The sequence below is a fragment of the Mammaliicoccus sp. FSL K6-3158 genome (assembly GCF_038005105.1).
Taxonomy (GTDB): domain Bacteria; phylum Bacillota; class Bacilli; order Staphylococcales; family Staphylococcaceae; genus Mammaliicoccus; species Mammaliicoccus sciuri.
In genome coordinates, this window is the sequence record NZ_JBBOSL010000001.1 from 1,358,191 (window position 1) to 1,379,908 (window position 21,718).

The window sequence follows — 21,718 nt, forward strand, 5'->3', positions numbered from 1 at the left end:
AGCATTAAACAAGTAATTTAGGGGATTGGAAGCGTTTATATATATTAGGAGGAGATTATGGAGAAATTATTTAAGTCAATTATTAACGATGCTGTCAATTCAAATGCGAGTGATATTCACTTTGTACCTTTAAATGATGATAAAGTCTTTGTTCAAATGAGGATAAATGGCGATAATATACCTTATGATTTAGATCTAGACTTTAAATTGTATAGTAGGCTACTCATTTATATGAAATTTATCGCTCATCTTGATGTAAGTGAACGTAATAAAGCACAAAGCGGTCAATATTTATATGAACATGACATTCATTACTACTTAAGAATTTCTACGATACCTATCAGTTTAGGAATAGAATCTTGTTCCATTAGAATTACCCCTCAACGTTTTAATCATTCACAAGTGAAATCAGAGCATCAATCATATAACGTTCTACAAAATAGAATGTATCAATCAGAAGGGTTATTTCTATTTACGGGGCCAACAGGATCAGGTAAGACGACACTAATGTATGAATTGATGTACGCATTAAAAAGAGAGAAGAATAAACATATTATTACGATTGAAGATCCTGTAGAACAAACATTAAATGGTATCGTTCAAGTTTCAGTTAATGAAAAAGCTAACATAACTTATCAACAATCCTTTAAAGCTATTTTAAGATGTGATCCTGACGTTATTATGATTGGGGAGATAAGAGATGATGTTACTGCTAAGCAAGTTATTCAGGCAAGTTTAAGTGGTCATTTAGTGCTTTCAACTATGCATGCTAGTGGTACAATCGGGGCAATCCATCGACTAATAGAACTAGGTGTAACAGTCGAACAAATTAAACAAGGTATTTCATGTATTACGAACCAACGTCTTGTGAAGAAAAATGAAGAAACAAGAATTTTAAATATGTCTTATATTTTTAAAGATGACATTATTAAATATATGGAGAATGATTATGAAACGTAAGAAAAATGTATTAAAGAAAGACCAAGTATTATACTTAACACGACTGTTAGATATGTTAAGACAAGGTTTCACTTTACTAGAAGCTATTCAATTGCTGTCTGATCAATTCATACAACTTAAAAAACATAATTTAAATACGACTGCTTGTGAAATTGTTAAAGAGACTGGGCAATTACATGAAATACTTAAACTGTTTAATTATCCGCAAGTCATTATTACTCAAATATACTTTGGTGAACTATATGGTAATTTGAATGAAACGTTAGAACACTCTATTCTATATTTAAAAAAGATTGAACAAGTTAAACAAAGATTTATAAAAACAATTCAATATCCTGCTTTATTATTCAGCATCTTTTTTATGTTACTTGCTGTTGTGAATCAAACCATTATTCCTCAATTCACAGAAATTTATGCTTCAATGAATTTAGAAATATCCACTTCGTTACGTATTATCACGACAATATTTTCATATTTACCAACAACTATTTTTACTTTAGTCCTCATTTTATTCCTCGTTTATCTCATCAGTTATATGAATTTTATGGACAAAGAAATGGCTCGTAAAATAGCTATATACAAGAAAATTCCAATCATCAATCGTTACATTACGATGTATAACTCATATCGTATATCTAGAGATTTTTCCTTTTTTATACAAAATGGTATTACCCTTACTAAAATAATTGAAATATATATGTTGCAAACTAAAGATGATTTTTTGAAATATATTGGCCATTCCATCAATCAATCATTAGTTTCTGGTATGACATTTCCAAACTCAATTAAAAAGTTAGGGTGCTTTGAATCTAATTTCATACACTATATTAATCACGGAGAAAATAAATCTAAATTAGATTTAGAACTTTATTATTACAGTCTTTTTATGCTAGATACTCTGGAGAAGACTTTTTTAAAACATCTCAAATGGATACAACCAGTAGTATTTGGTGTTCTAGCCTTGTTAATCGTAACGCTATATTTAATTATCATTCTACCGATGCTGCAAATGGTAGAAGGAATAAAGTGAAAGGAATGTATTAAATGAAAAGATTTAAATTTTTAAGTAAAAAAGAAGGATTTACATTGGTTGAGATGCTAATTGTCCTTTTAATCATAAGTATATTATTGGTGATCATCATACCAAACATAAGTAAGCAATCAGAGACTGTAAAAAGTACTGGATGCCAAGCTCAAGTGAAAATGGTTGCTGGTCAAGTAGAAGCTTATACATTGAAGCACGATGCTAAACCAAATTCTATAAATGATTTAGTAAGTGATGGTTATATTAATCAAAAGCAACTGACATGTAAATCAGGTGAGACAATTACACTTGAAAATGGTGAAGTTGTTGCACATTAAAGATAATAAAGGTTTTACATTGGTGGAAATGATTATTGTGCTATCCATTATCAGTATTATTTTTATGGTGACAATGTATTTATCTGTGAATCCATTGGCAAGTAGTGGATTAAATAATGGCATAGATGATTTTGAAACGAAGCTAGAGTTTTTAGAAACGAAATCTCTATCTCAAAAGCAACCTATATTAGTTTGGTTTAAACCCAATTCAGATAAAATATTTTATCAAATTGAGAAGAATCAGATTCAAACCATCTCACTCTATAAAGGTCGTATTTCTAAAAATAATGAGTTTACGACATTAGTTTTTGATGGAGAGGGGAATATTAATCAATTTGGCACTTTAAAAGTGGAATTTAATGAAAGAAAGTATCATGTTATTTTTCGCATCGAGAAAGGGAGATATAGAATTGTTGAAACGACATGATGGGTATGTGTTTATAGATTTTATGTTGTCTATTTTTATCATAATGCTATTGAGTGGGACATTACTACCTTTAGTTACTACATTAAATGAAAATATTTCTCGTGAACACGATAGAATAAAGCTTTATCAAATGCTCTATCAAACTGTGCAATCAAAATCTATCGAACCAAAATATGATGTAAAGAGATATAAATATTTAAAGTTTAATACAAAAGTTTGTATGAAAGATGAATTGAAAAATGAAAAAATATGTATTGAAAAATAATAAAGGCTTTACCATGATAGAAATGCTACTGTCATTATCATTTTTATTAATTATATTAGCTTTAATTCCATTGCTCATTAAAAGTCTTTATTTGTTTAAGGATAATGCAATGGATCATACGCATTTTGAATTGATGATGTTCAGAAAAGAACTCTCCGATGAAATAAAAGAAAGTACTATAAAATTAGACAAGGTTCATAACAGGATTAAATTCATAAATGAAACACGTTCTACAGAATTCACATTATTAAATGAAAAAATAATAAAAAGTATAAATGGTCGCGGTAACATCACTTTAGTTAATAATGTGAATGCTTTTCAAGTAGATAAGATATCTAACGAAACATTTAAAGTATTTATTATTATAAGAAAAGGCGATAAAGAATTACATGAAGAAATTTATATCTAATGATGCTGGTTTTATTTTACCGTTATTACTTGGAATATTATTTATTTATAGTTCCTTTTTGTCATTTTACTTAGTACAATATAGCTTTAAGCTTAATACTTATCACAATTTAGAACAATACTATATACGTGAAATAAAAATAATGATAAATAAATAATTTTAAGCTTTTTATTTTCTGAAAAATGAGATAGAATAAAGTTTAAGTTGATATGAAACAACTGAGGAGTAGATTTAATGTCAATCGTATTAATTGGATTTATGGGTGTTGGCAAAACAACTATCGGAAATTTGTTGAGCGAACATTATGACAAAAGTTTAGTAGATATAGATACTTATATCGTTGAAACAACTCAATTACCAATCCCACAAATTTTTGAAAAATATGGTGAAAAACATTTTAGAGATTTAGAGTATGAAGCTTTAAAAAAATGGATTGATCAAGATGTGATTATTTCAACTGGTGGCGGTATTGTAGAATCAGAACTAAGTAAAGAATTATTAAAACAAAATGACAATACTTTTTGGTTAAAATGTGATGTTGAAATTCTATTTAATAGAATTAATCATGATAATAACAGACCGAATGCTAATGGAAAGTCATTAAATGAATTAAAAGCCTTGTATTCAAAACGAGAATTAAGTTATAATGAAATCGCATTCAAGCACATTGATGCTAACAGACCTAGAGAAGTAGTTGCAAGTGAGATTATTGAATCACTATAAGCTAAAATAATTGCGAATGATCAAAGTTAGAGAGAATGAATGATATATTCATCGCCGAAGGAGCAAGCCAGATTTGAGTGAATCTCTCAGGCAAAAGGATAACTTTGTGACGCATTCCTGAAGAGCACTTCAACAGGGTAGCGAAAGCTACCCTGTTTTTTTATTATACATATTCAGAAGGGGAGAGTTATGATGACGACAGATTTAAAACAAACACCTTTGTATCAAACTTATATAGATCAAGGTGCGAAAGTAATTGATTTTTCTGGATGGGCTTTACCAGTCCAATTTTCAAGTATTAAAGAGGAACACAATGCAGTGAGAAATCATGTAGGTATTTTTGATGTGAGTCACATGGGTGAAATTATCGTTACAGGTGAAGAAGCGGATCAGTTTATTCAATACACTTTAACGAATGATTCAACATTATTAACGGATAGTAAAGCTCAATATACAACGCTATGTAACCATGATGGCGGCGTGATTGATGATTTAGTTGTTTATAAATTAGACGACAAAGTTTATTTCTTAGTTGTTAATGCAGGTAATACAGATAAAGATTTCGAATGGTTAAAATCAATTAAAAATTTTAATGTAAATGTTGAAAATAAATCTTCTGAATATGGCCAATTAGCAATACAAGGTCCAGAAGCACGCGAATTAATTCAAAAATTAGTAAGTGTTGATGTATCAGAAATGAAGATGTTTGAATTCAAACAAAATGTAACATTATTCGGGAAAGAAGTTATATTATCTCAATCTGGTTATACAGGTGAAGATGGATTCGAATTTTATTGTGATGCTGCAGACACTAAAGCTATTTGGGATGGTTTTATAAACGAAAATGTTATTCCATGTGGTCTTGGCGCACGTGATACTTTAAGACTTGAAGCTGCTTTACCATTACATGGCCAAGATTTATCTGAGCAAATCACACCATATGAAGCTGGCATTGGATTTGCTGTTAAACCACTAATTGAAGATGACTTTATCGGTAAAAATGTTTTGAAAGCACAAAAAGAAATTGGTGCGCCAAGAAAATCAATTGGTATAGAAATGATAGATAAAGGTATACCGAGAACAGATTATGCAATTCTAGATACTGAAGGCAATGAAATTGGTTATGTAACTTCTGGAACACAGTCTCCGTCAACTGGTAAATCTATTGCTATGGGATTAATTGAGAAGAGTGCATTTGAATTAGATAAAGAAATTTTAATACAAGTTAGAAAAAGACAAGTAAAAGCTAAAGTTGTTAAGAAATCATCATTTAAATCATAGGAGTGAATAAAATGGGTCACCGCTATATACCTTTAACTGAAAAAGATAAATCTGAAATGTTAGACGTCATTGGTATTCAATCTGTAGACGAATTATTTACGGATATACCTGAATCTGTAAGGTTTAATAAACCGTTAAATATTAAAGAAAAGAAAGCTGAGACGCCTTTATTACGTGAACTATCTCAAATTGCGAATAAAAATATAACAAGTGAAACTCATGCCTCATTTTTAGGTGCAGGTGTTTATGATCACTATATTCCAACTGTTGTAGATCATGTTATATCTCGTTCAGAATTTTATACTGCTTATACACCTTATCAACCAGAAATTTCACAAGGTGAATTACAAGCTATTTTTGAATTTCAAACTTTAATTTGCGAATTAACTGGTATGGATGTAGCCAATTCATCTATGTATGATGGTGGAACTGCTTTTGCTGAGGCTGCTGTTCTTGCAGCAGGTCATACTAAGAAATCAAAAGTAATTGTTTCTAAATCTGTACATTATCAATCTATTGAAGTACTTAAAACTTATACTAAAGCACAAGATATAGAGGTAGTTGAAGTCGATTTAGACGGTACTGTTACGGACTTAGAAAAGTTGAAAGCAGTTATCGATGACGATACTGCGGCAGTATGTGTTCAATATCCTAACTTCTTTGGTTCTTTAGAAGACTTAGAGGCAATTAAACAGTTAATTGAAGATAAAAAAGCTTTATTTATCGTATCAAGCAATCCTTTATCACTTGGTTTAATTACACCTCCTGGAGAATTCGGTGCTGATATTGTTGTTGGTGATGCACAAGTATTCGGTATTCCAGCACAATATGGTGGACCTCATTGTGGTTATTTTGCATCTACTAAGAAACTTATGAGAAAACTACCAGGACGTTTAGTTGGTCAAACACAAGATGAAGATGGCAATAGAGGCTTTGTTCTTACGTTACAAGCGCGTGAACAACATATTAGAAGAGATAAAGCGACATCAAATATTTGTTCTAATCAAGCTCTAAATGCATTAGCAGCATCAGTTTGTATGAGTGCTTTAGGTAAAAATGGTGTATTTGAAATGGCTAAACTTAACATGGAAAAGACAACTTACATGAAACAAAAAATGCAAGAAGCTGGATTTGACGTGTTAGATGGTATTTCATTCAACGAATTTGTTGTTAAATTTAACAAACCGATAAGTGAAATCAACGCTGAATTACTTGAAGAAGGTATTATTGGTGGATTTGACTTAGGTTTCATAGACGAAGCATTCAACAATCATATGTTAATTGCAGTAACAGAATTAAGAACAAAAGAAGAAATCGATACATTTATCAAAAAAGTAGGTGAATACAGTGCGTAAACCATCAAGTGAATTAATATTTGAAAGATCTAGAAAAGATAGATTTGCATATTCTTTACCTGAAAAAGATGTTGAAACACAAGATGTACAAGATCTTTTAGGAGATAAATTTACAAGAAAACAAAAAGCAGAATTACCAGAAGTTAGTGAATTAGATTTAATGCGTCACTACACTGAATTATCTAATAAAAACCATGGTGTAGATACAGGATTCTATCCTTTAGGTTCATGTACAATGAAATACAATCCTAAAATTAATGAAAAAGTCGCTAGAATGTCTGGCTTTGCAAACGCACACCCATTACAAGATGTTTCTACTGTACAAGGATCACTCGAAATTATTTATGATTTACAAGAGCATTTAAAAGAAATTACAGGTATGGATGAAGTAACACTTCAACCTGCAGCAGGTGCTCACGGTGAATGGACTGCTTTATTAATGATTAAAGCTTTCCATGAAGCAAATGGCGATTTCAATAGAACGAAAGTTATCGTACCAGACTCAGCTCACGGTACAAATCCAGCTTCTGCAAAAGTAGCAGGTTTCGATACAGTAACTGTAAAATCTAATGAAAAAGGATTAGTTGATATCGAAGACTTAAAACGTGTAGTTGGGGACGACACAGCTGCTATCATGTTAACAAACCCTAACACATTAGGATTATTCGAAGAAGATATTTTAGAAATTAGAGAAATCGTACATCAAGCAGGTGGAAAATTGTATTACGATGGTGCTAACTTAAATGCGATTATGAGTAAAGTTAGACCTGGTGATATGGGATTTGACGCTGTTCACTTAAACTTACACAAAACATTCACAGGACCTCATGGAGGCGGTGGACCTGGTTCAGGACCAGTAGGTGTTAAAGCAGATTTAGTACCATTTTTACCTAAACCAACAGTAGTTAAAGAAAATGATACATTTAAATTCGAACATGATATGCCACAATCTATCGGAAGAGTTAAACCATTCTTCGGTAACTTCGGTATCTATTTAAGAGCTTATACTTATATTAGAACGATGGGTCCAGATGGATTAAAAGCAGTTTCAGAAACAGCTGTATTAAATGCTAATTACATGTTGAGAAGATTACAAGATCATTTTGATACACCATATACACAACACTGTAAACACGAATTCGTAATCAGTGGTTCAAGACAGAAAAAACTTGGTGTAAGAACATTGGATATTGCTAAACGTCTCTTAGACTTCAACTTCCATCCACCAACAATATACTTCCCAATCAACGTGGAAGAATGTATGATGATTGAGCCAACAGAAACAGAATCTAAAGAAACATTAGATGCATTCTGTGATACACTTATTCAAATTGCTAAAGAGGCAGAAGAATCACCAGAAGTTGTATTAGAAGCACCACATACAACTGTCATTGGTCGATTAGATGAAACACAAGCAGCAAGAAAACCAGTACTTAAATTTGAATTACTAAAAGAAGAAAAAGCATAATAAAAAGCGTCTTGGTCGCATTTAACGATCAAGACGCTTTAATATTATTTAGATTTAACTTTACCAGTCCATTTTTTATAGCCGCCTTTAAGCATGAATAGTTCAGTGTAACCTTTTTTCTTCATCATTCTAGCAGCTCTATAACTTGCTACGCCATTTGCGTCGCAAAAATATATAGGTTGGTCTTTACGTAAACCTTGATATCTTGTACGAAATACACTCATCGGTATATTTCTTGCCCCGATAATATGACCATAGTCAAAATCAGCCTTTTCACGCAAGTCTATAACTTGTGCCTTTCTTAATCCCTTATGGAATTCATTTTGATCTAATTCTTTTACTGCGCGCTTATTTAATGAATAGTTAATTGCCATATAAATGATAATCAAGACTAGGACTATGAGCGCGATATACCAATAATTCATGGTCTGATTCCTCCCAATTCAAGTCGATACCCTTATTATAAGATTTCTTGTGAGATTTATCAAAATATTTTTGCTAAAATAGAAAAGTACATAAGAATTAATTGAATAGGAGTTTTAATTGTGAAAGAAACTTGGCACTTTTTAAACACGAAATCGAATAATCCATATTATAATATGGCAGTTGATGAAGCACTTATGAATTTTGTGAGTAGAGGAGAAATCGATCCTGTAATTAGATTTTACACTTGGGATCCAGCTACGTTATCAATTGGATATTTTCAAAAACTATCTAAAGAAATTGATATTGAAAAAGTAAAAGAAAAAGGTTTTGGACTTGTAAGACGTGCTACAGGGGGTAGAGGTGTCTTACACGATAAAGAATTAACTTATAGTGTCATCGTTCCAGAATCGCATCCAAATATGCCTAAAACGGTAACTGAAGCTTATAGAGTAATCTCAGAGGGATTGTTAGAAGGTTTTAAATCATTAGGATTCGACGCATACTTTTCAATTCCAAAGACAAAAGAAGAAAGAGATAAACTTAAGACACCACGTAGTTCAGTTTGTTTTGATGCGCCAAGTTGGTATGAACTTGTTGTAGAAGATAGAAAAATAGCAGGAAGCGCTCAAACACGTCAAAAAGGCGTTATCTTACAACATGGCTCAATTTTACAAGATATAGATGTCGATGAATTGTTTGATATGTTTATATATAGAAACGATCGACTAAAAGATAAAATGAAAGCAGCATTTACAAATAAAGCAGTTGCTATAAATGATTTATCAGATAAATTCATCACTCTAGAAGAAATGGAAACAGCATTTTATGAAGGATTTAAGAAAGGTTTAGATATAGAATATAAACCACTTGAATTTACTGAAGAACAGATTGCTGAAATTAAACAATTAGAAGAAAAATATAAATCAGAAGATTGGACTTACAGAAAGTAAAAAAAAGAGACTATTGAAGTCTCTTTTTTTATCTATTTCTACGCTTTTGTTTGCGCATTGCTTTTTTATATTTACGTTGATCTGGCGTTAAAAAGAAGAAATAGTAAATTAGATAGATGATTAATCCGAATATGATTAATGAGACAATCATACGAATGAAGCCCATAATAAAGAAATCAAGATTCATAATTAATCCAAAAACTGCTATAGCAATAATTAAATAGAATAAAACATTTTTCATAAAATCTCACCTTAAATTATTAGTCTATTTAATATAGCACATTTTATGTATAATCTCACTCAATTTGACCTATCTCTTTATCTAAACCATTAAGCTCTTGAATTGCTTTTTGGATACCTTTTTTATCCTTCTTATTGTAAGCATCATTTAAATCTTTAAACACTTTTTCAATACTTGTTGATAGTTTTAACATACTTTTATGAAGCGTTTTATAATCTTTAGGAATAGATTTACCTTTCATTTCATCTTTATATCTATCTGTAATGTTTTCTTGATTGTGATAAATGTTTTCTAATTCATTTTTAGTATGTTCATCATCGAATTTAGATGTTACATTTTTCTTGATTTTGTTATAACTTGTAATGTTAGATTTTGTTTCATTTACAAATTTTGTAGATGACTTTAAATATTGAGTTGTAAACAGACTCGACGATTCTTTTTCATTTTGTTTAATTTTGCTTTTGACACTATTTTCTTTTTGTTTATATGTTTTGTTTTTATCTTCTAAGTCTAATACTTCTTTTTTTAATTTTCGATTATCACTTTTTAATGAAGACTTCTTTTCTTCAAGTTGTTGAATTTTATCATTTCCACACGCAGATAAGACAACTGTACTTGCCATGATTGTTATAATTGTTTTTCTCATGTTTATTTACTCCCAATGTTTTACTGTGAAAAAATTTCGATATGTATGATATTATTTTAATGTATATAGATTTATTGTACAAATAGAAAGGGGATAAATATGAAAATTAATAAATTAAGAGAAGTCATGAATGAAAAAGGTCTAGAAGCAGTTGTAATTCTATCACCGTATAACAGAAGATATCTTTCTGGATTTACTGGGACAAGTGGTAGTCTATTAATTACACAAGACAAATCCCTTTTAATTACAGACTTTAGATACATTCAACAAGCGAACGATCAAGCTCAAGATTTTGAAGTTATTAATCAAGAAGGACCAATGTTAAGTAAGATTAATGACTTGATTAAAGAAGGTCAGTATAAAAATGTTGGCGTCGAATCACATTTAATTACTTATAATGAATATCAAGCACTAAATACAGATGCAGTTGAACTTTCTTCTATTGAAAGTGTTATCGAAACAATCAGAATGGTTAAAGATGAATTTGAAATTAAACTAATTCAGAAAGCAGCTGACATTGTAGATGAAACATATGAACACATTTTAAAATGGGTTAAACCAGGCATGACTGAAAATGAAGTGAACAATGAAATGGAAATGTTTATGAGAAGCAAAGGTGCAACATGCTCATCATTCGATACGATTGTTGCTTCAGGGCACCGTGGTGCATTACCTCATGGTGTAGCAAGTAATAAAGTTATCGAAGAAGGAGATATGATTACATTAGACTTCGGTGCATTATATGAAGGATACGTTAGTGATGTTACGAGAACATTTGCAATTGGTCAACCAAAAGAAGAAATGAAGAAAATATATAATATTGTTTTAGAGGCACAATTAACAGCGTTAGAACAAATTAAACCAGGTATGACTGGTAAAGAAGCAGATACGATTGCAAGAGATATTATTAAAAGTTATGGCTATGGTGAACAATTTGGCCATTCTTTAGGACATGGCATTGGATTAGAAGTACACGAAGGCCCAGCACTATCTCAAAAATCAGATATCGTTCTTGAAGAAAATATGTGTATCACTTTAGAACCAGGTATATATGTAGATGGTTTAGGTGGCGTTAGAATAGAAGATGACGTATTAGTTACAAAAAATGGCTTACAGCGCTTTACTAAATCTTCAAAAGACCTTATTATTTTATAAGAAGGTATAAATAGGAGGAAAATGAATGATTTCAGTTAATGATTTTAAAACAGGTTTAACAATTAAAGTTGATAATGGCATTTGGAAAGTTATGGACTTCCAACATGTGAAACCAGGTAAAGGTGCGGCATTCGTTCGTTCTAAATTAAGAAACTTAAGAACTGGTGCAATCCAAGAGAAAACTTTTAGAGCCGGTGAAAAAGTTGAAAAAGCTCAAATCGATAATCGTCGTATGCAATATCTATATGCTAATGGTGATAGCCATGTGTTCATGGATAACGAAACTTACGATCAACTAGAGTTACCTGGTGATAAACTAGAATATGAACTTAAATTTATTAAAGAAAACATGGAAGTTCAAATCCAATCTTATGAAGGCGAAACAATTGGTATTGAATTACCAAATACAGTTACGCTTCAAGTAACAGAAACTGAACCTGGTATTAAAGGTGATACAGCAACTGGTGCAACTAAACAAGCTACAGTTGAAACAGGTTATAGTTTAAACGTACCGTTATTTGTTAATGAAGGTGATTTACTTGTCATTAATACTACTGACGGAAGCTACGTATCAAGAGGTTAATATTAAACATTAAAATGAGGCTGGGACAGTAACTTGTGTCCTGGCCTCAATCATTTTAGTTACATTAGGAATGTTTCTTATTTACATTTATAATTAAATATTAAAATCTCTTGAATTGGTATGACCACTAAAGTAAAATGTATGAAGTGTAACGTATTAGAATTTAAAAGGAGTTTTTCAAATGAACTTAAAACAAATTAAAGAACTAGTTGATGTGTTAGATAATTCTTCTTTAACTGAAATTGATATTAATGATAAAGATTTTAAACTAACTTTAAAAAAAGATATTAAACAAGAAATCATTTATAGCCAAGGGGCAACAAATGTCGTAGCAGAACAACCACAACAAGCAACTCAATCAGCACCACAACAAAATGTTGAGCAAGAAGCACCAAGTGGTTTAACGATTAATGCACCAATGGTTGGTACATTCTATAAATCACCATCTCCTGATGAAGGTCCATATGTTCAAGTAGGTACTCATGTAGAAGCTGATACAACAGTATGTATTTTAGAAGCAATGAAACTATTTAATGAAATTCAAGCAGAAGTTTCTGGAGAAATTACTGAAATATTAGTTGAAGACGGACAAATGGTAGAGTATGGCCAACCGTTATTCAAGGTGAAGTAATATGAAAAAAGTATTAATTGCAAATAGAGGGGAAATTGCAGTAAGAATCATTAGAGCTTGTAGAGAGTTAGACATACAAACGGTCGCAATTTATTCAGAAGCTGATAAAGATGCATTACATACTCAAATAGCAGATGAAGCTTATTGTGTTGGACCGACACAATCTAAAGATTCATACCTTCACGTTCCTAATATTATTTCAATTGCAAAATCAACAGGTTGTGACGGTATCCATCCTGGTTATGGTTTCTTAGCCGAGAATAGTGATTTTGCAGAAATGTGTGAAGCATGCCAAATTAAATTTATTGGACCTAGTTATCAATCTATCCAGAAGATGGGTATTAAAGACGTTGCGAAAGAAGAAATGATCAAAGCTAACGTACCTGTTGTTCCTGGTAGTGATGGTTTAGTAGATACAGTAAGAATTGCAAAGAAATGTGCGAAGAAAATCGGCTATCCTGTTATTATTAAAGCTACTGCCGGTGGTGGCGGTAAAGGTATCCGAATTGCACGTAATGAAGAAGAACTTGTAACAGGATTTAGAATGACACAGCAAGAAGCTGAAACAGCATTTGGTAACAAAGGTTTATATTTAGAAAAGTTCATCGAAAACTTTAGACATATTGAAATTCAAGTAATGGGTGATTCAGAAGGTAATGTTATACATCTTGGTGAACGTGATTGTACAATCCAAAGACGTATGCAAAAGTTAGTAGAAGAATCTCCTTCACCAGTCCTTTCTGAAGAAATGCGTAAAGAAATGGGTGAAGCGGCTATTAGAGCAGCTAAAGCCGTTAATTATGAAAATGCTGGAACAATTGAATTTATTTATGATTTAGATGCTGAAACGTTCTATTTCATGGAAATGAATACGCGTATTCAAGTAGAACATCCTGTTACTGAGATGGTTACTGGAATGGATTTAGTTAAACTTCAACTTAAAGTGGCAAGTGGTGAATCATTACCAGTTACACAAGAAGAAGTTGACTTGAGTGGACATGCGATTGAATTTAGAATCAACGCAGAAAGTCCATTTAAGAATTTCATGCCATCACCAGGGAAAATTAATCAATATTTAACACCAGGTGGATTTGGCGTGCGTATTGATTCAGCATGTTATACAGGATATACGATTCCGCCTTATTATGATTCAATGGTTGCGAAGCTTATTGTTCATGGTAAAGATAGAACAGATGCAATTCAAATCGGTAAAAGAGCTTTATCAGAATTTTTAGTTGCTGGCATAGATACAACGATCCCATTCCATTTAAGATTGTTAGAAAATGATGTATTTGAATCAGGTGATTTTAATACCAATTTCCTAGAGATTCATGATATTATAAATAATGAAGACAAATAGGGAGGGATTCAAATGGCTAAAACAATTGAAAATAAAAAGCCTTCTTTAGGTAAAATAGAGATTGCGCCAGAAGTTATTGAGGTCATTGCGAGCATTGCGACTACTGACATTAAAGGTGTATCTCATATGCAATCCGTTTTTAATAAGAATTCCTTAGAAAAATTCGGGAAAAAGAATTTTGGTAAAGGTATTAAAGTCGATATTAAAGAAGACGGCATCTACATTAATGTCTACTGTACATTTGACTACGGTACAAAAATTTCTGAAACAGCACGTAAAGTTCAATCAGAAATTAAACAAGCATTAAATACGATGACGGCATTAACACCAAAAGAAGTTAATGTACATATCGTTAATATACATTTCCAATAATAAAATGATTAATTAAGAGGATGCGTGCATCCTCTTATTCTTTGAAGGAGAAGAATATGAAAAGAACAGAACTAAGAGAGATTGTCTTTAAATCACTATATCAATTAGAAAATAACAAAACTGATTTAACAGTAGAAGAAGCGATTCAATATTTAGTAGAAGACTTTAAAGGTGAACAATATTTATATGTCAAAAACTTTGTTAAAGAAGTTGTAGAGAAAAAAGACGAACTAGATGAAATTGTAAGTCCACATTTAAAAAACTGGACATTAGACCGTTTACTTAAAACTGATAGAATTATTTTAAGAATGGCTACTTATGAATTGAAATATACAGATACACCAGAGAAAGTTATATTTAATGAAGCAGTAGAAATTGCGAAAGTATACAGTGATGATGATCACTATAAATTTATTAATGGTGTATTAAGCAGTTTATCAAAAAGTTAAAGAGTGATATAAATGGATAAGTATTTATCAGTTACAGCAATAACTAAATATATCAAATATAAATTTGATCAAGATCCACATCTACTTAATGTCTTTATTAAAGGTGAAATATCAAACTTTAAAAGACATTCAAGTGGTCATCTTTATTTTGCATTAAAAGACGATAAAGGTGTGCTCAGTGCTATGATGTTTAAATCGAGCGCAAATCAATTGTCGTTTAATCCTAAAGAAGGTGATCAAGTACTTGTTGAAGGTAGAATAGGGGTTTATGAATCAAGAGGTGCTTACCAAATTTATGTTCAATCTATGCAATTAGATGGTGTGGGGCTTCTATTTGAAAAATTTGAGGCACTGAAAAAAGAATTAGCAGAAAAAGGTTACTTTGACCAAGAGCATAAATTAAGCATACCTAAATATCCTAAGAAAATTGCTGTGTTGACAGCATCGACTGGCGCTGCGATAAGAGATATATGTTCTACTTTAGATAAGCGTTATCCACTTGCAGAACAAGTGTTAATGAGCACTTTAGTTCAAGGTAAAGGAGCTAAGGATAATATCATTAACAATATTAAAGAAGCTGATTCCATGGGCGTTGATGTTATTATCGTTGGTCGTGGTGGTGGATCTATTGAAGATTTATGGAGCTTCAATGAAAGAGAAGTTGTAGAAGCCATTTATCATTGTAAGACGCCTGTTATTTCAGCAGTTGGTCATGAAACAGATACGACATTAAGTGATTTTGTTAGTGATGTAAGAGCTGCAACACCGACTCAAGCCGCAGTCATTGCGACACCAGATATTAATGCGCTGTATCAACTTATTTCAAATGCTAGACAGTATTTAACAAAACATATCACACAAACTATTCAACAAGATAAACATAAATTAAAACAACTTTCATCATATTATAAATTGAAGACGCCTTCGTTGCTATATGATCAAGAAACTCAGAAGTTAGATGAATTACAAAAACAATTATCTAGAAATTTAGAACAAACTGTTACGCGTAATAATCATAAGCTAGATATCTTACAGAATAAATTGCGAATCACACCAATTTATAATAAGACTTTTCAATTTAGACAAGACTTTAATCGTTTAAACATGCTTCAAACACAGCTCGTTAATCGTATTATAAGTCAAAAAAAACAAGTGCTGACAAACAAGTTAGCGCAACTAGATGCGTTAAGTCCAACTCAAATTATGTTAAGAGGTTATTCAATCATCGAAAAAGATGATAAAATCATTACAAGCAAAAATGATTTAAAAATTGACGATGATATTACAATCAATTTAAAAGATGGTAAAATAAATGCTAATGTTAAGGAAATTAGGTGACAAATGTGGCTAAAGAACAAACTTTTGAAGAAATGATGGAAGAATTAGAAAAAGTCGTCGGTAAATTAGACGAAGAAAATATTTCTCTTGAGGAATCAATTGAACTTTATCAAAGAGGCATTGAATTAAGTAGTAAATGTGAAACGAAACTCAAAGCAGCTGAAGATAAAGTAAACAAACTTGTTCAAAAGGAAGGTGATTCAGATGAGTCAAATCATGAATAGTTATGTAGACAAGTTCACTGAATCACTTAAACAAACGAAACTAGATTCAGTTGTAAATACACAATTAGAAGAAAGTATGCGATATTCTTTATTAGCAGGTGGAAAGCGTATTCGTCCTGTACTATTATTAATGACGTTATCGATGTTAAAGACTGATATTAATAAAGGAATGGAAACTGCAAAAGCACTTGAAATGATACATACATATTCCCTTATACATGATGATTTACCAGCTATGGATAACGATGATTATAGACGCGGGATGAAAACGAATCATAAAATCTATGGTGATGCGACTGCAATCTTAGCTGGTGATGCATTATTAACAAAGGCTTTTGAACTGATTACTAAAGATACATATATAGAAGCTGACGAAAAAGTCAAATTGATTAGATTGCTTTCTGAGTCAGCCGGTCATCAAGGTATGGTAGGTGGACAAGTATTAGATATGGAAAGTGAAAATAAAGAAATTTCACTTGATACACTACGTAAAATCCATAGATACAAAACTGGAGCACTGATACGTTTTTCTGTCGTTGCAGCTTGTACAATCGCTAAAGTTAATAGTAAGACATTTTTACTACTAGATTCATTTAGCCAAGAATTAGGATTAATATTCCAAATCAAAGATGATTTGCTAGATATTGAAGGGGATTTCGATAAAATAGGTAAGTCAGTTGGCAGTGATGTCGCGAATCAGAAGAGCACTTATGTGTCTCTATTAGGTAAGACCAATACTAAGGTTGCTTTAGAACAACATGTGAATCAAGCGTTATATTTACTTGAACAATTAGAAAATCAATATAACACTGAAGAACTTAAGTCTCTCACAAAATTATTTGCAAATAGAGAAAGTTAATCTATTTTTATAATGTAGATGACTGGTCACAAGAATCGGGCTAAAGGTGGTTAAAAAATGGATGTTTCAAAAATAAAAAACCCATCCTTCCTCAAAAATTTATCTTATCAAGAACTTGAACAACTGAGTAGTGACATTAGAAAATTTTTAATTGAAACTTGTTCGGTAACTGGCGGACATATAGGGGCAAATTTAGGTGTCGTTGAATTAACATTGAGCCTACATAAACATTTTAATAGCCCTGTAGATAAGATATTATGGGATGTTGGACATCAAACATACATTCATAAAATATTAACCGGTAGAGGCCATGAATTTAGTTCTTTACGACAATATAAAGGATTATGTGGTTTTCCTAAAATGAAAGAATCAGAACATGATGTATGGGAAGCTGGACATAGTTCAACTTCTTTATCTGCTGCTGTGGGGATGGCAAAAGCAAGAGATATATTAGGAAAAGATCATCATGTTGTACCTGTAATTGGTGATGGCGCTTTAACAGGTGGTATGGCACTAGAAGCATTAAACCACATAGGACATGACAAAACGAATTTAACGATTATTTTAAATGATAACGAAATGAGTATCGCACCAAATGTTGGTGCAATGCATAATATGTTTGCGAGAATTCGATCTAACCAAAATTATAATCGCTTTAAATTTGATGCTGAAAGTTTAATTAATAGATTACCTGGTAGAGATTTGTTAAAAGACTCTGCTGATAAAATTAAAGACAGTTTAAAATATTTAGTCGTAGATGGCATCTTCTTTGAAGAACTTGGCATTAAATATATTGGACCTGTAGATGGCCATAATTTTAAAGCATTAGATGAAGCTATAACAGTTTCAAAACAAATGGACAAACCTGTTCTCATACACGTTGTGACAAAAAAAGGTAAAGGTTATAAACCTGCTGAGAAAGATATAATTGGGACTTGGCATGGTTTAGGACCATATAAGCTTGAGACTGGTGAAGTGATAAAAGGAAGTGCTGAAGGGCCGGCATGGAGTGCATTAATGAGTGATGAAGTATTAGCATATGCGCAACATGACAAACGAATTGTTGCAATCACGCCAGCTATGCCTGTTGGATCAAAATTAACTAAATTTCAACAAACGTTACCTGAACAATTTTTTGATGTAGGTATTGCTGAACAGCATGCAGTTACGATGGCAGCAGGACTTGCAACACAAGGCATGAAACCATATGTCGCAATCTATTCAACATTTATGCAACGTGCATATGATCAATTGTTACACGATGTAGACCGTCAAAACTTAAACGTATTGTTTGGTGTTGATCGAGCAGGACTTGTTGGGGCAGATGGAGAAACTCATCAAGGTGTATTTGATGTTGGGTTTTTAAGTCAATTTCCTAACTTTACAATCATGATGCCTAAAGATGGTAATGAAGCGAAAAATATGATCAAAACTGCTTTTGAAACTAAACATGGTCCAATGGCAATCAGGTATCCGAGAGGTAATGCTCCGTTACTGGATGATACTAAAGATAGTGAATTAATAAAATTAGGATCTTGGAATGTTGAAAGAAACGGTGATGATTTAACGATTATTAGCTATGGACCAACAGTCTCACTTGTAACAGATGTAGCAGACGAATTATTAAAAGAAGACATCCATATCAATATTGTTAATGCTCGGTTTATAAAACCTATGGATTTTGAAATGCTGCATAACCTCGGTAAAGCGTCGAAACCGATTATTACAGTTGAAGAAGCCATGTTAACTGGTGGTTTAGGAAGTCAAATAGCTACTTTTATGAAAGACAATGATTATCATAATAATGTAAGAAGAATAGGCATAAATGACACATACATTGAGCACGGTGAAGTAGGTTTATTATTAGAAGATATAGGTATCTCTAAATCAAATATCATGTCTACTGTCAAATCGTTAATTAAGTAATTGATAAATATATGAATAATTATGTTGAAAAAGACGCTTTAGTATATCTAAAGCGTCATTTAAATTGTTTATAGCGCTTACATTACTATTTTTATCAATTTTATGCTATTATAAGTGTATAAATATTCATTAACAGAGGTGTATGTAATGGCGAACAAAACAATGCGTCAGATTAAGATAAGAGAAATAATTTCTAACGAACAAATTGAAACACAAGAAGAATTAGTCAAAAGACTAAATGAATATGATTTGAATATCACACAAGCTACAATATCTCGTGATATTAAAGAGCTTCAATTAATTAAAGTTCCAGCACCTTCTGGTCAATATATCTATAGTTTACCTAGAGATCGTAAATATCACCCGATTGATAAATTAGGTAGATATTTAATGGATTCATTTGTAAAAATTGATGGAGCAGATAATTTATTAGTTCTTAAAACATTACCAGGTAATGCGCAATCAATTGGTGCAATTATTGACCAAATAGATTGGACAGAAGTCATTGGTACGATATGCGGTGATGACACATGTTTAATTATTTGTAAAGATACTGAGGCAGCTGAAGTTATTACAGATAGAATTTTTAATATGCTTTAAAGGAGATTTAATATACAATGTTACAAGCTCTTACAATTAAACAATTTGCTATAATTGAATCTTTAGAAATTAATTTTTCAGGTGGACTGACTGTTTTAAGCGGTGAAACTGGTGCTGGTAAATCTATTATTATAGATGCTATTGGTCAGTTAGTAGGTGCAAGAGCCTCACAAAGTTTTGTTAGACATGGCGAACAGAAGGCGACAATTGAAGGCGTATTTGATATTGATAATGTACCTAATGTCAATAAAATCTTAAGTGAGTTAGATATCGATTTTGACGAAGATTTCTTGTTTGTAAAAAGAGAAATATTTTCTTCAGGAAAAAGCATTTGTAAATTGAACAATCAGAATGTAACACTATCTGATTTAAAAATTGTCATGCAAGAATTACTTGATATACATGGTCAACATGAAACGCAAATATTACTTAAACCTAAATATCATTTATCATTGTTAGATAATTATGCTGATGGCATATATCAATCTGATATTGATCAATATGAAGAAATTTTTCAATCTTATCGTTTGAAAAAACAAGAACTTGAAAAGTTAGAATCTCAAGACCAAGCATTATTACAAAGATTAGATTTAATAAAATTCCAACGTGATGAATTACATGACGCGAATTTAAAAGAAGATGAAATTGAGTTTTTAAATCAAGAAATTAAAAAACTTCAAAATCATGAAAAAATAAATGAAAGTCTTAATAAAGCCCATATGTTATTGAGTAGTGAAGAAAACATTACAGATAAAATTTATGAACTTAATCAAGAAATTCAACATATAAATGATATTATTCCGGATAAATATACTGCTTTTAGTGAAGAATTAGATCAAATGTATTACACTTTAGAAGATTACAAACATGAACTATATAATGAACTAACGTCTAATGACTTTGATGAATCTTTACTAAATGAGTACGAGTCTAGATTAAATGTACTCACTGACCTCAACCGTAAATATGGTAAAAGCATACCTGAATTAATCAAATATAGAGATAAAATTGATGATGAAATATATAAAATTGAGAACTACGAACAAAGTACTTCTCAATTACGTGAAGAAATTAACGATCTTTATACAAACGTTCTAAAATACGGAGAAGCACTATCTACTAAAAGAAGACAAGTTGCGTTGGATCTTAGAGATAGATTAGTTGAAGAAGTACAGAATTTGCATATGCAAGATGCGAATATAGAAATTACATTCACTAAAACGAAGCCTACTCAATATGGCTTAGAAGAAGTAGAGTTCTTAATTAGTCCAAATAAAGGCGAACCATTAAAAAGTTTAAATAAAATAGCTTCTGGTGGTGAACTATCGAGAATAATGCTTGCGTTGAAAAGTATATTTGTTTCTTCAAAAGGACAAACAGCAATTTTATTTGATGAAGTAGATACAGGTGTATCTGGAAGAGTCGCTCAGAAAATGGCTGAAAAAATGCATCAGATTGCGCAAACACTTCAAGTGATATGTATTTCACATTTACCTCAAGTCGCTGCAATTAGTGATAATCATTTGTATATTGCTAAAGAAACGGTAAATGATAGAGCAACGACTTCTATAAAACAATTAGATGGTAAAGATAAAATAGATGAAATAGCAAGAATGATATCAGGTGTTGAAGTTACTGAATTAACTCGACAACACGCTAAAGAAATGATTATACAAAACAAAAATTAAAAATAGAATGATTCGTTAGG

At 31.4% G+C, this 21,718-nt stretch carries 26 protein-coding genes and 1 riboswitch; of the genes, 23 read left to right on the forward strand and 3 right to left on the reverse strand.

Features of this window, described 5'->3' with window-relative positions; genetic code table 11:
* Positions 1-57 precede the first annotated feature (57 nt).
* From comGA to gcvPB, 10 genes are all read left to right on the forward strand, one after another.
* Entirely contained in the window at positions 58-960 is a 903-nt protein-coding gene (comGA, locus tag MHH94_RS06825; RefSeq protein ID WP_119469453.1) for a competence type IV pilus ATPase ComGA, read from the forward strand.
* A complete protein-coding gene (comGB, locus tag MHH94_RS06830) occupies positions 950-1,990 on the forward strand; it encodes a competence type IV pilus assembly protein ComGB (protein ID WP_088592324.1) in 1,041 nt (346 codons plus the stop codon). The genes comGA and comGB overlap by 11 nt, the downstream gene beginning before the upstream one ends.
* 14 nt (positions 1,991-2,004) lie before the next feature.
* A complete protein-coding gene (gene comGC / locus MHH94_RS06835; RefSeq protein WP_037588275.1) occupies positions 2,005-2,322 on the forward strand; it encodes a competence type IV pilus major pilin ComGC in 318 nt (105 codons plus the stop codon).
* A complete protein-coding gene (gene comGD, locus MHH94_RS06840) occupies positions 2,300-2,749 on the forward strand; it encodes a competence type IV pilus minor pilin ComGD (protein WP_048539818.1) in 450 nt (149 codons plus the stop codon). The genes comGC and comGD overlap by 23 nt, the downstream gene beginning before the upstream one ends.
* Complete coding sequence (gene comGE / locus MHH94_RS06845) at positions 2,733-3,014, forward strand: competence type IV pilus minor pilin ComGE (protein ID WP_048539723.1); 282 nt, start codon at positions 2,733-2,735, stop codon at positions 3,012-3,014. Before comGD ends, comGE begins: the two co-directional genes overlap by 17 nt.
* On the forward strand, positions 2,989-3,423 hold the full coding sequence (locus MHH94_RS06850) for a competence type IV pilus minor pilin ComGF (protein WP_048539724.1): 435 nt from the start codon (positions 2,989-2,991) through the stop codon (positions 3,421-3,423). Before comGE ends, MHH94_RS06850 begins: the two co-directional genes overlap by 26 nt.
* Before the next feature lie 234 nt (positions 3,424-3,657).
* A complete protein-coding gene (locus MHH94_RS06855) occupies positions 3,658-4,146 on the forward strand; it encodes a shikimate kinase (RefSeq protein WP_048539725.1) in 489 nt (162 codons plus the stop codon).
* 16 nt (positions 4,147-4,162) lie between these two features.
* Positions 4,163-4,258: riboswitch (glycine riboswitch) on the forward strand.
* Between the two features lie 80 nt (positions 4,259-4,338).
* On the forward strand, positions 4,339-5,427 hold the full coding sequence (gene gcvT / locus MHH94_RS06860; RefSeq protein WP_119469769.1) for a glycine cleavage system aminomethyltransferase GcvT: 1,089 nt from the start codon (positions 4,339-4,341) through the stop codon (positions 5,425-5,427).
* An 11-nt stretch (positions 5,428-5,438) separates the two neighbouring features.
* Positions 5,439-6,782, forward strand: coding sequence for an aminomethyl-transferring glycine dehydrogenase subunit GcvPA (gene gcvPA, locus MHH94_RS06865; RefSeq protein ID WP_048539727.1), 1,344 nt, complete (start codon positions 5,439-5,441; stop codon positions 6,780-6,782).
* Positions 6,775-8,250 carry an aminomethyl-transferring glycine dehydrogenase subunit GcvPB gene (gene gcvPB / locus MHH94_RS06870; RefSeq protein WP_048539728.1) on the forward strand — a complete coding sequence of 492 codons (1,476 nt, stop codon included), beginning with the start codon at positions 6,775-6,777 and terminating at the stop codon, positions 8,248-8,250. The genes gcvPA and gcvPB overlap by 8 nt, the downstream gene beginning before the upstream one ends.
* Before the next feature lie 44 nt (positions 8,251-8,294).
* Here the strand turns inward: gcvPB and MHH94_RS06875 are convergent, their stop codons facing one another.
* The gene (locus MHH94_RS06875; protein ID WP_025904950.1) at positions 8,295-8,675 is read right to left on the reverse strand and encodes a rhodanese-like domain-containing protein; all 381 of its coding nucleotides are present in this window, start codon (positions 8,673-8,675) and stop codon (positions 8,295-8,297) included.
* 120 nt (positions 8,676-8,795) lie between these two features.
* Here MHH94_RS06875 and MHH94_RS06880 point away from each other — a divergent pair, with 120 nt between their 5' ends.
* On the forward strand, positions 8,796-9,626 hold the full coding sequence (locus MHH94_RS06880; protein ID WP_340840293.1) for a lipoate--protein ligase family protein: 831 nt from the start codon (positions 8,796-8,798) through the stop codon (positions 9,624-9,626).
* Positions 9,627-9,654: 28 nt separating this feature from the next.
* Here the strand turns inward: MHH94_RS06880 and MHH94_RS06885 are convergent, their stop codons facing one another.
* Together MHH94_RS06885 and MHH94_RS06890 are read right to left on the reverse strand one after the other, a co-directional pair.
* Entirely contained in the window at positions 9,655-9,867 is a 213-nt protein-coding gene (locus MHH94_RS06885; RefSeq protein WP_048539730.1) for an SA1362 family protein, read from the reverse strand.
* Between the two features lie 55 nt (positions 9,868-9,922).
* Entirely contained in the window at positions 9,923-10,513 is a 591-nt protein-coding gene (locus MHH94_RS06890) for a hypothetical protein (RefSeq protein WP_048539731.1), read from the reverse strand.
* A 99-nt stretch (positions 10,514-10,612) separates the two neighbouring features.
* On the opposite strand from MHH94_RS06890, the gene MHH94_RS06895 reads away from it, so the two are divergent.
* From MHH94_RS06895 to recN, 12 genes are all read left to right on the forward strand, one after another.
* Positions 10,613-11,668 carry a M24 family metallopeptidase gene (locus MHH94_RS06895; RefSeq protein ID WP_058592311.1) on the forward strand — a complete coding sequence of 352 codons (1,056 nt, stop codon included), beginning with the start codon at positions 10,613-10,615 and terminating at the stop codon, positions 11,666-11,668.
* Between the two features lie 25 nt (positions 11,669-11,693).
* The gene (gene efp / locus MHH94_RS06900) at positions 11,694-12,251 is read left to right on the forward strand and encodes an elongation factor P (protein ID WP_025904945.1); all 558 of its coding nucleotides are present in this window, start codon (positions 11,694-11,696) and stop codon (positions 12,249-12,251) included.
* A gap of 181 nt (positions 12,252-12,432) precedes the next feature.
* Positions 12,433-12,882, forward strand: coding sequence for an acetyl-CoA carboxylase biotin carboxyl carrier protein (gene accB / locus MHH94_RS06905; protein ID WP_058592312.1), 450 nt, complete (start codon positions 12,433-12,435; stop codon positions 12,880-12,882).
* Between the two features lies 1 nt (position 12,883).
* Positions 12,884-14,242, forward strand: coding sequence for an acetyl-CoA carboxylase biotin carboxylase subunit (gene accC / locus MHH94_RS06910; RefSeq protein WP_048539733.1), 1,359 nt, complete (start codon positions 12,884-12,886; stop codon positions 14,240-14,242).
* A gap of 12 nt (positions 14,243-14,254) precedes the next feature.
* Positions 14,255-14,614 (forward strand): Asp23/Gls24 family envelope stress response protein, encoded by a 360-nt coding sequence (locus MHH94_RS06915; RefSeq protein ID WP_025904942.1) that lies wholly within the window; start codon positions 14,255-14,257, stop codon positions 14,612-14,614.
* Between the two features lie 56 nt (positions 14,615-14,670).
* On the forward strand, positions 14,671-15,063 hold the full coding sequence (nusB, locus tag MHH94_RS06920) for a transcription antitermination factor NusB (RefSeq protein ID WP_048539734.1): 393 nt from the start codon (positions 14,671-14,673) through the stop codon (positions 15,061-15,063).
* A gap of 12 nt (positions 15,064-15,075) precedes the next feature.
* A complete protein-coding gene (gene xseA, locus MHH94_RS06925; RefSeq protein WP_078355828.1) occupies positions 15,076-16,401 on the forward strand; it encodes an exodeoxyribonuclease VII large subunit in 1,326 nt (441 codons plus the stop codon).
* A 32-nt stretch (positions 16,402-16,433) separates the two neighbouring features.
* Positions 16,434-16,625 (forward strand): exodeoxyribonuclease VII small subunit, encoded by a 192-nt coding sequence (gene xseB, locus MHH94_RS06930; protein ID WP_153653573.1) that lies wholly within the window; start codon positions 16,434-16,436, stop codon positions 16,623-16,625.
* Positions 16,606-17,484 (forward strand): polyprenyl synthetase family protein, encoded by an 879-nt coding sequence (locus MHH94_RS06935; RefSeq protein WP_232157134.1) that lies wholly within the window; start codon positions 16,606-16,608, stop codon positions 17,482-17,484. The genes xseB and MHH94_RS06935 overlap by 20 nt, the downstream gene beginning before the upstream one ends.
* A gap of 57 nt (positions 17,485-17,541) precedes the next feature.
* A complete protein-coding gene (gene dxs, locus MHH94_RS06940) occupies positions 17,542-19,410 on the forward strand; it encodes a 1-deoxy-D-xylulose-5-phosphate synthase (RefSeq protein ID WP_340840307.1) in 1,869 nt (622 codons plus the stop codon).
* Positions 19,411-19,557: 147 nt separating this feature from the next.
* Positions 19,558-20,010: a transcriptional regulator AhrC/ArgR gene (gene ahrC / locus MHH94_RS06945; protein ID WP_025904936.1), complete on the forward strand. Its 453-nt coding sequence runs from the start codon at positions 19,558-19,560 to the stop codon at positions 20,008-20,010.
* A gap of 17 nt (positions 20,011-20,027) precedes the next feature.
* Complete coding sequence (gene recN, locus MHH94_RS06950; RefSeq protein ID WP_340840311.1) at positions 20,028-21,698, forward strand: DNA repair protein RecN; 1,671 nt, start codon at positions 20,028-20,030, stop codon at positions 21,696-21,698.
* Positions 21,699-21,718 lie beyond the last annotated feature (20 nt).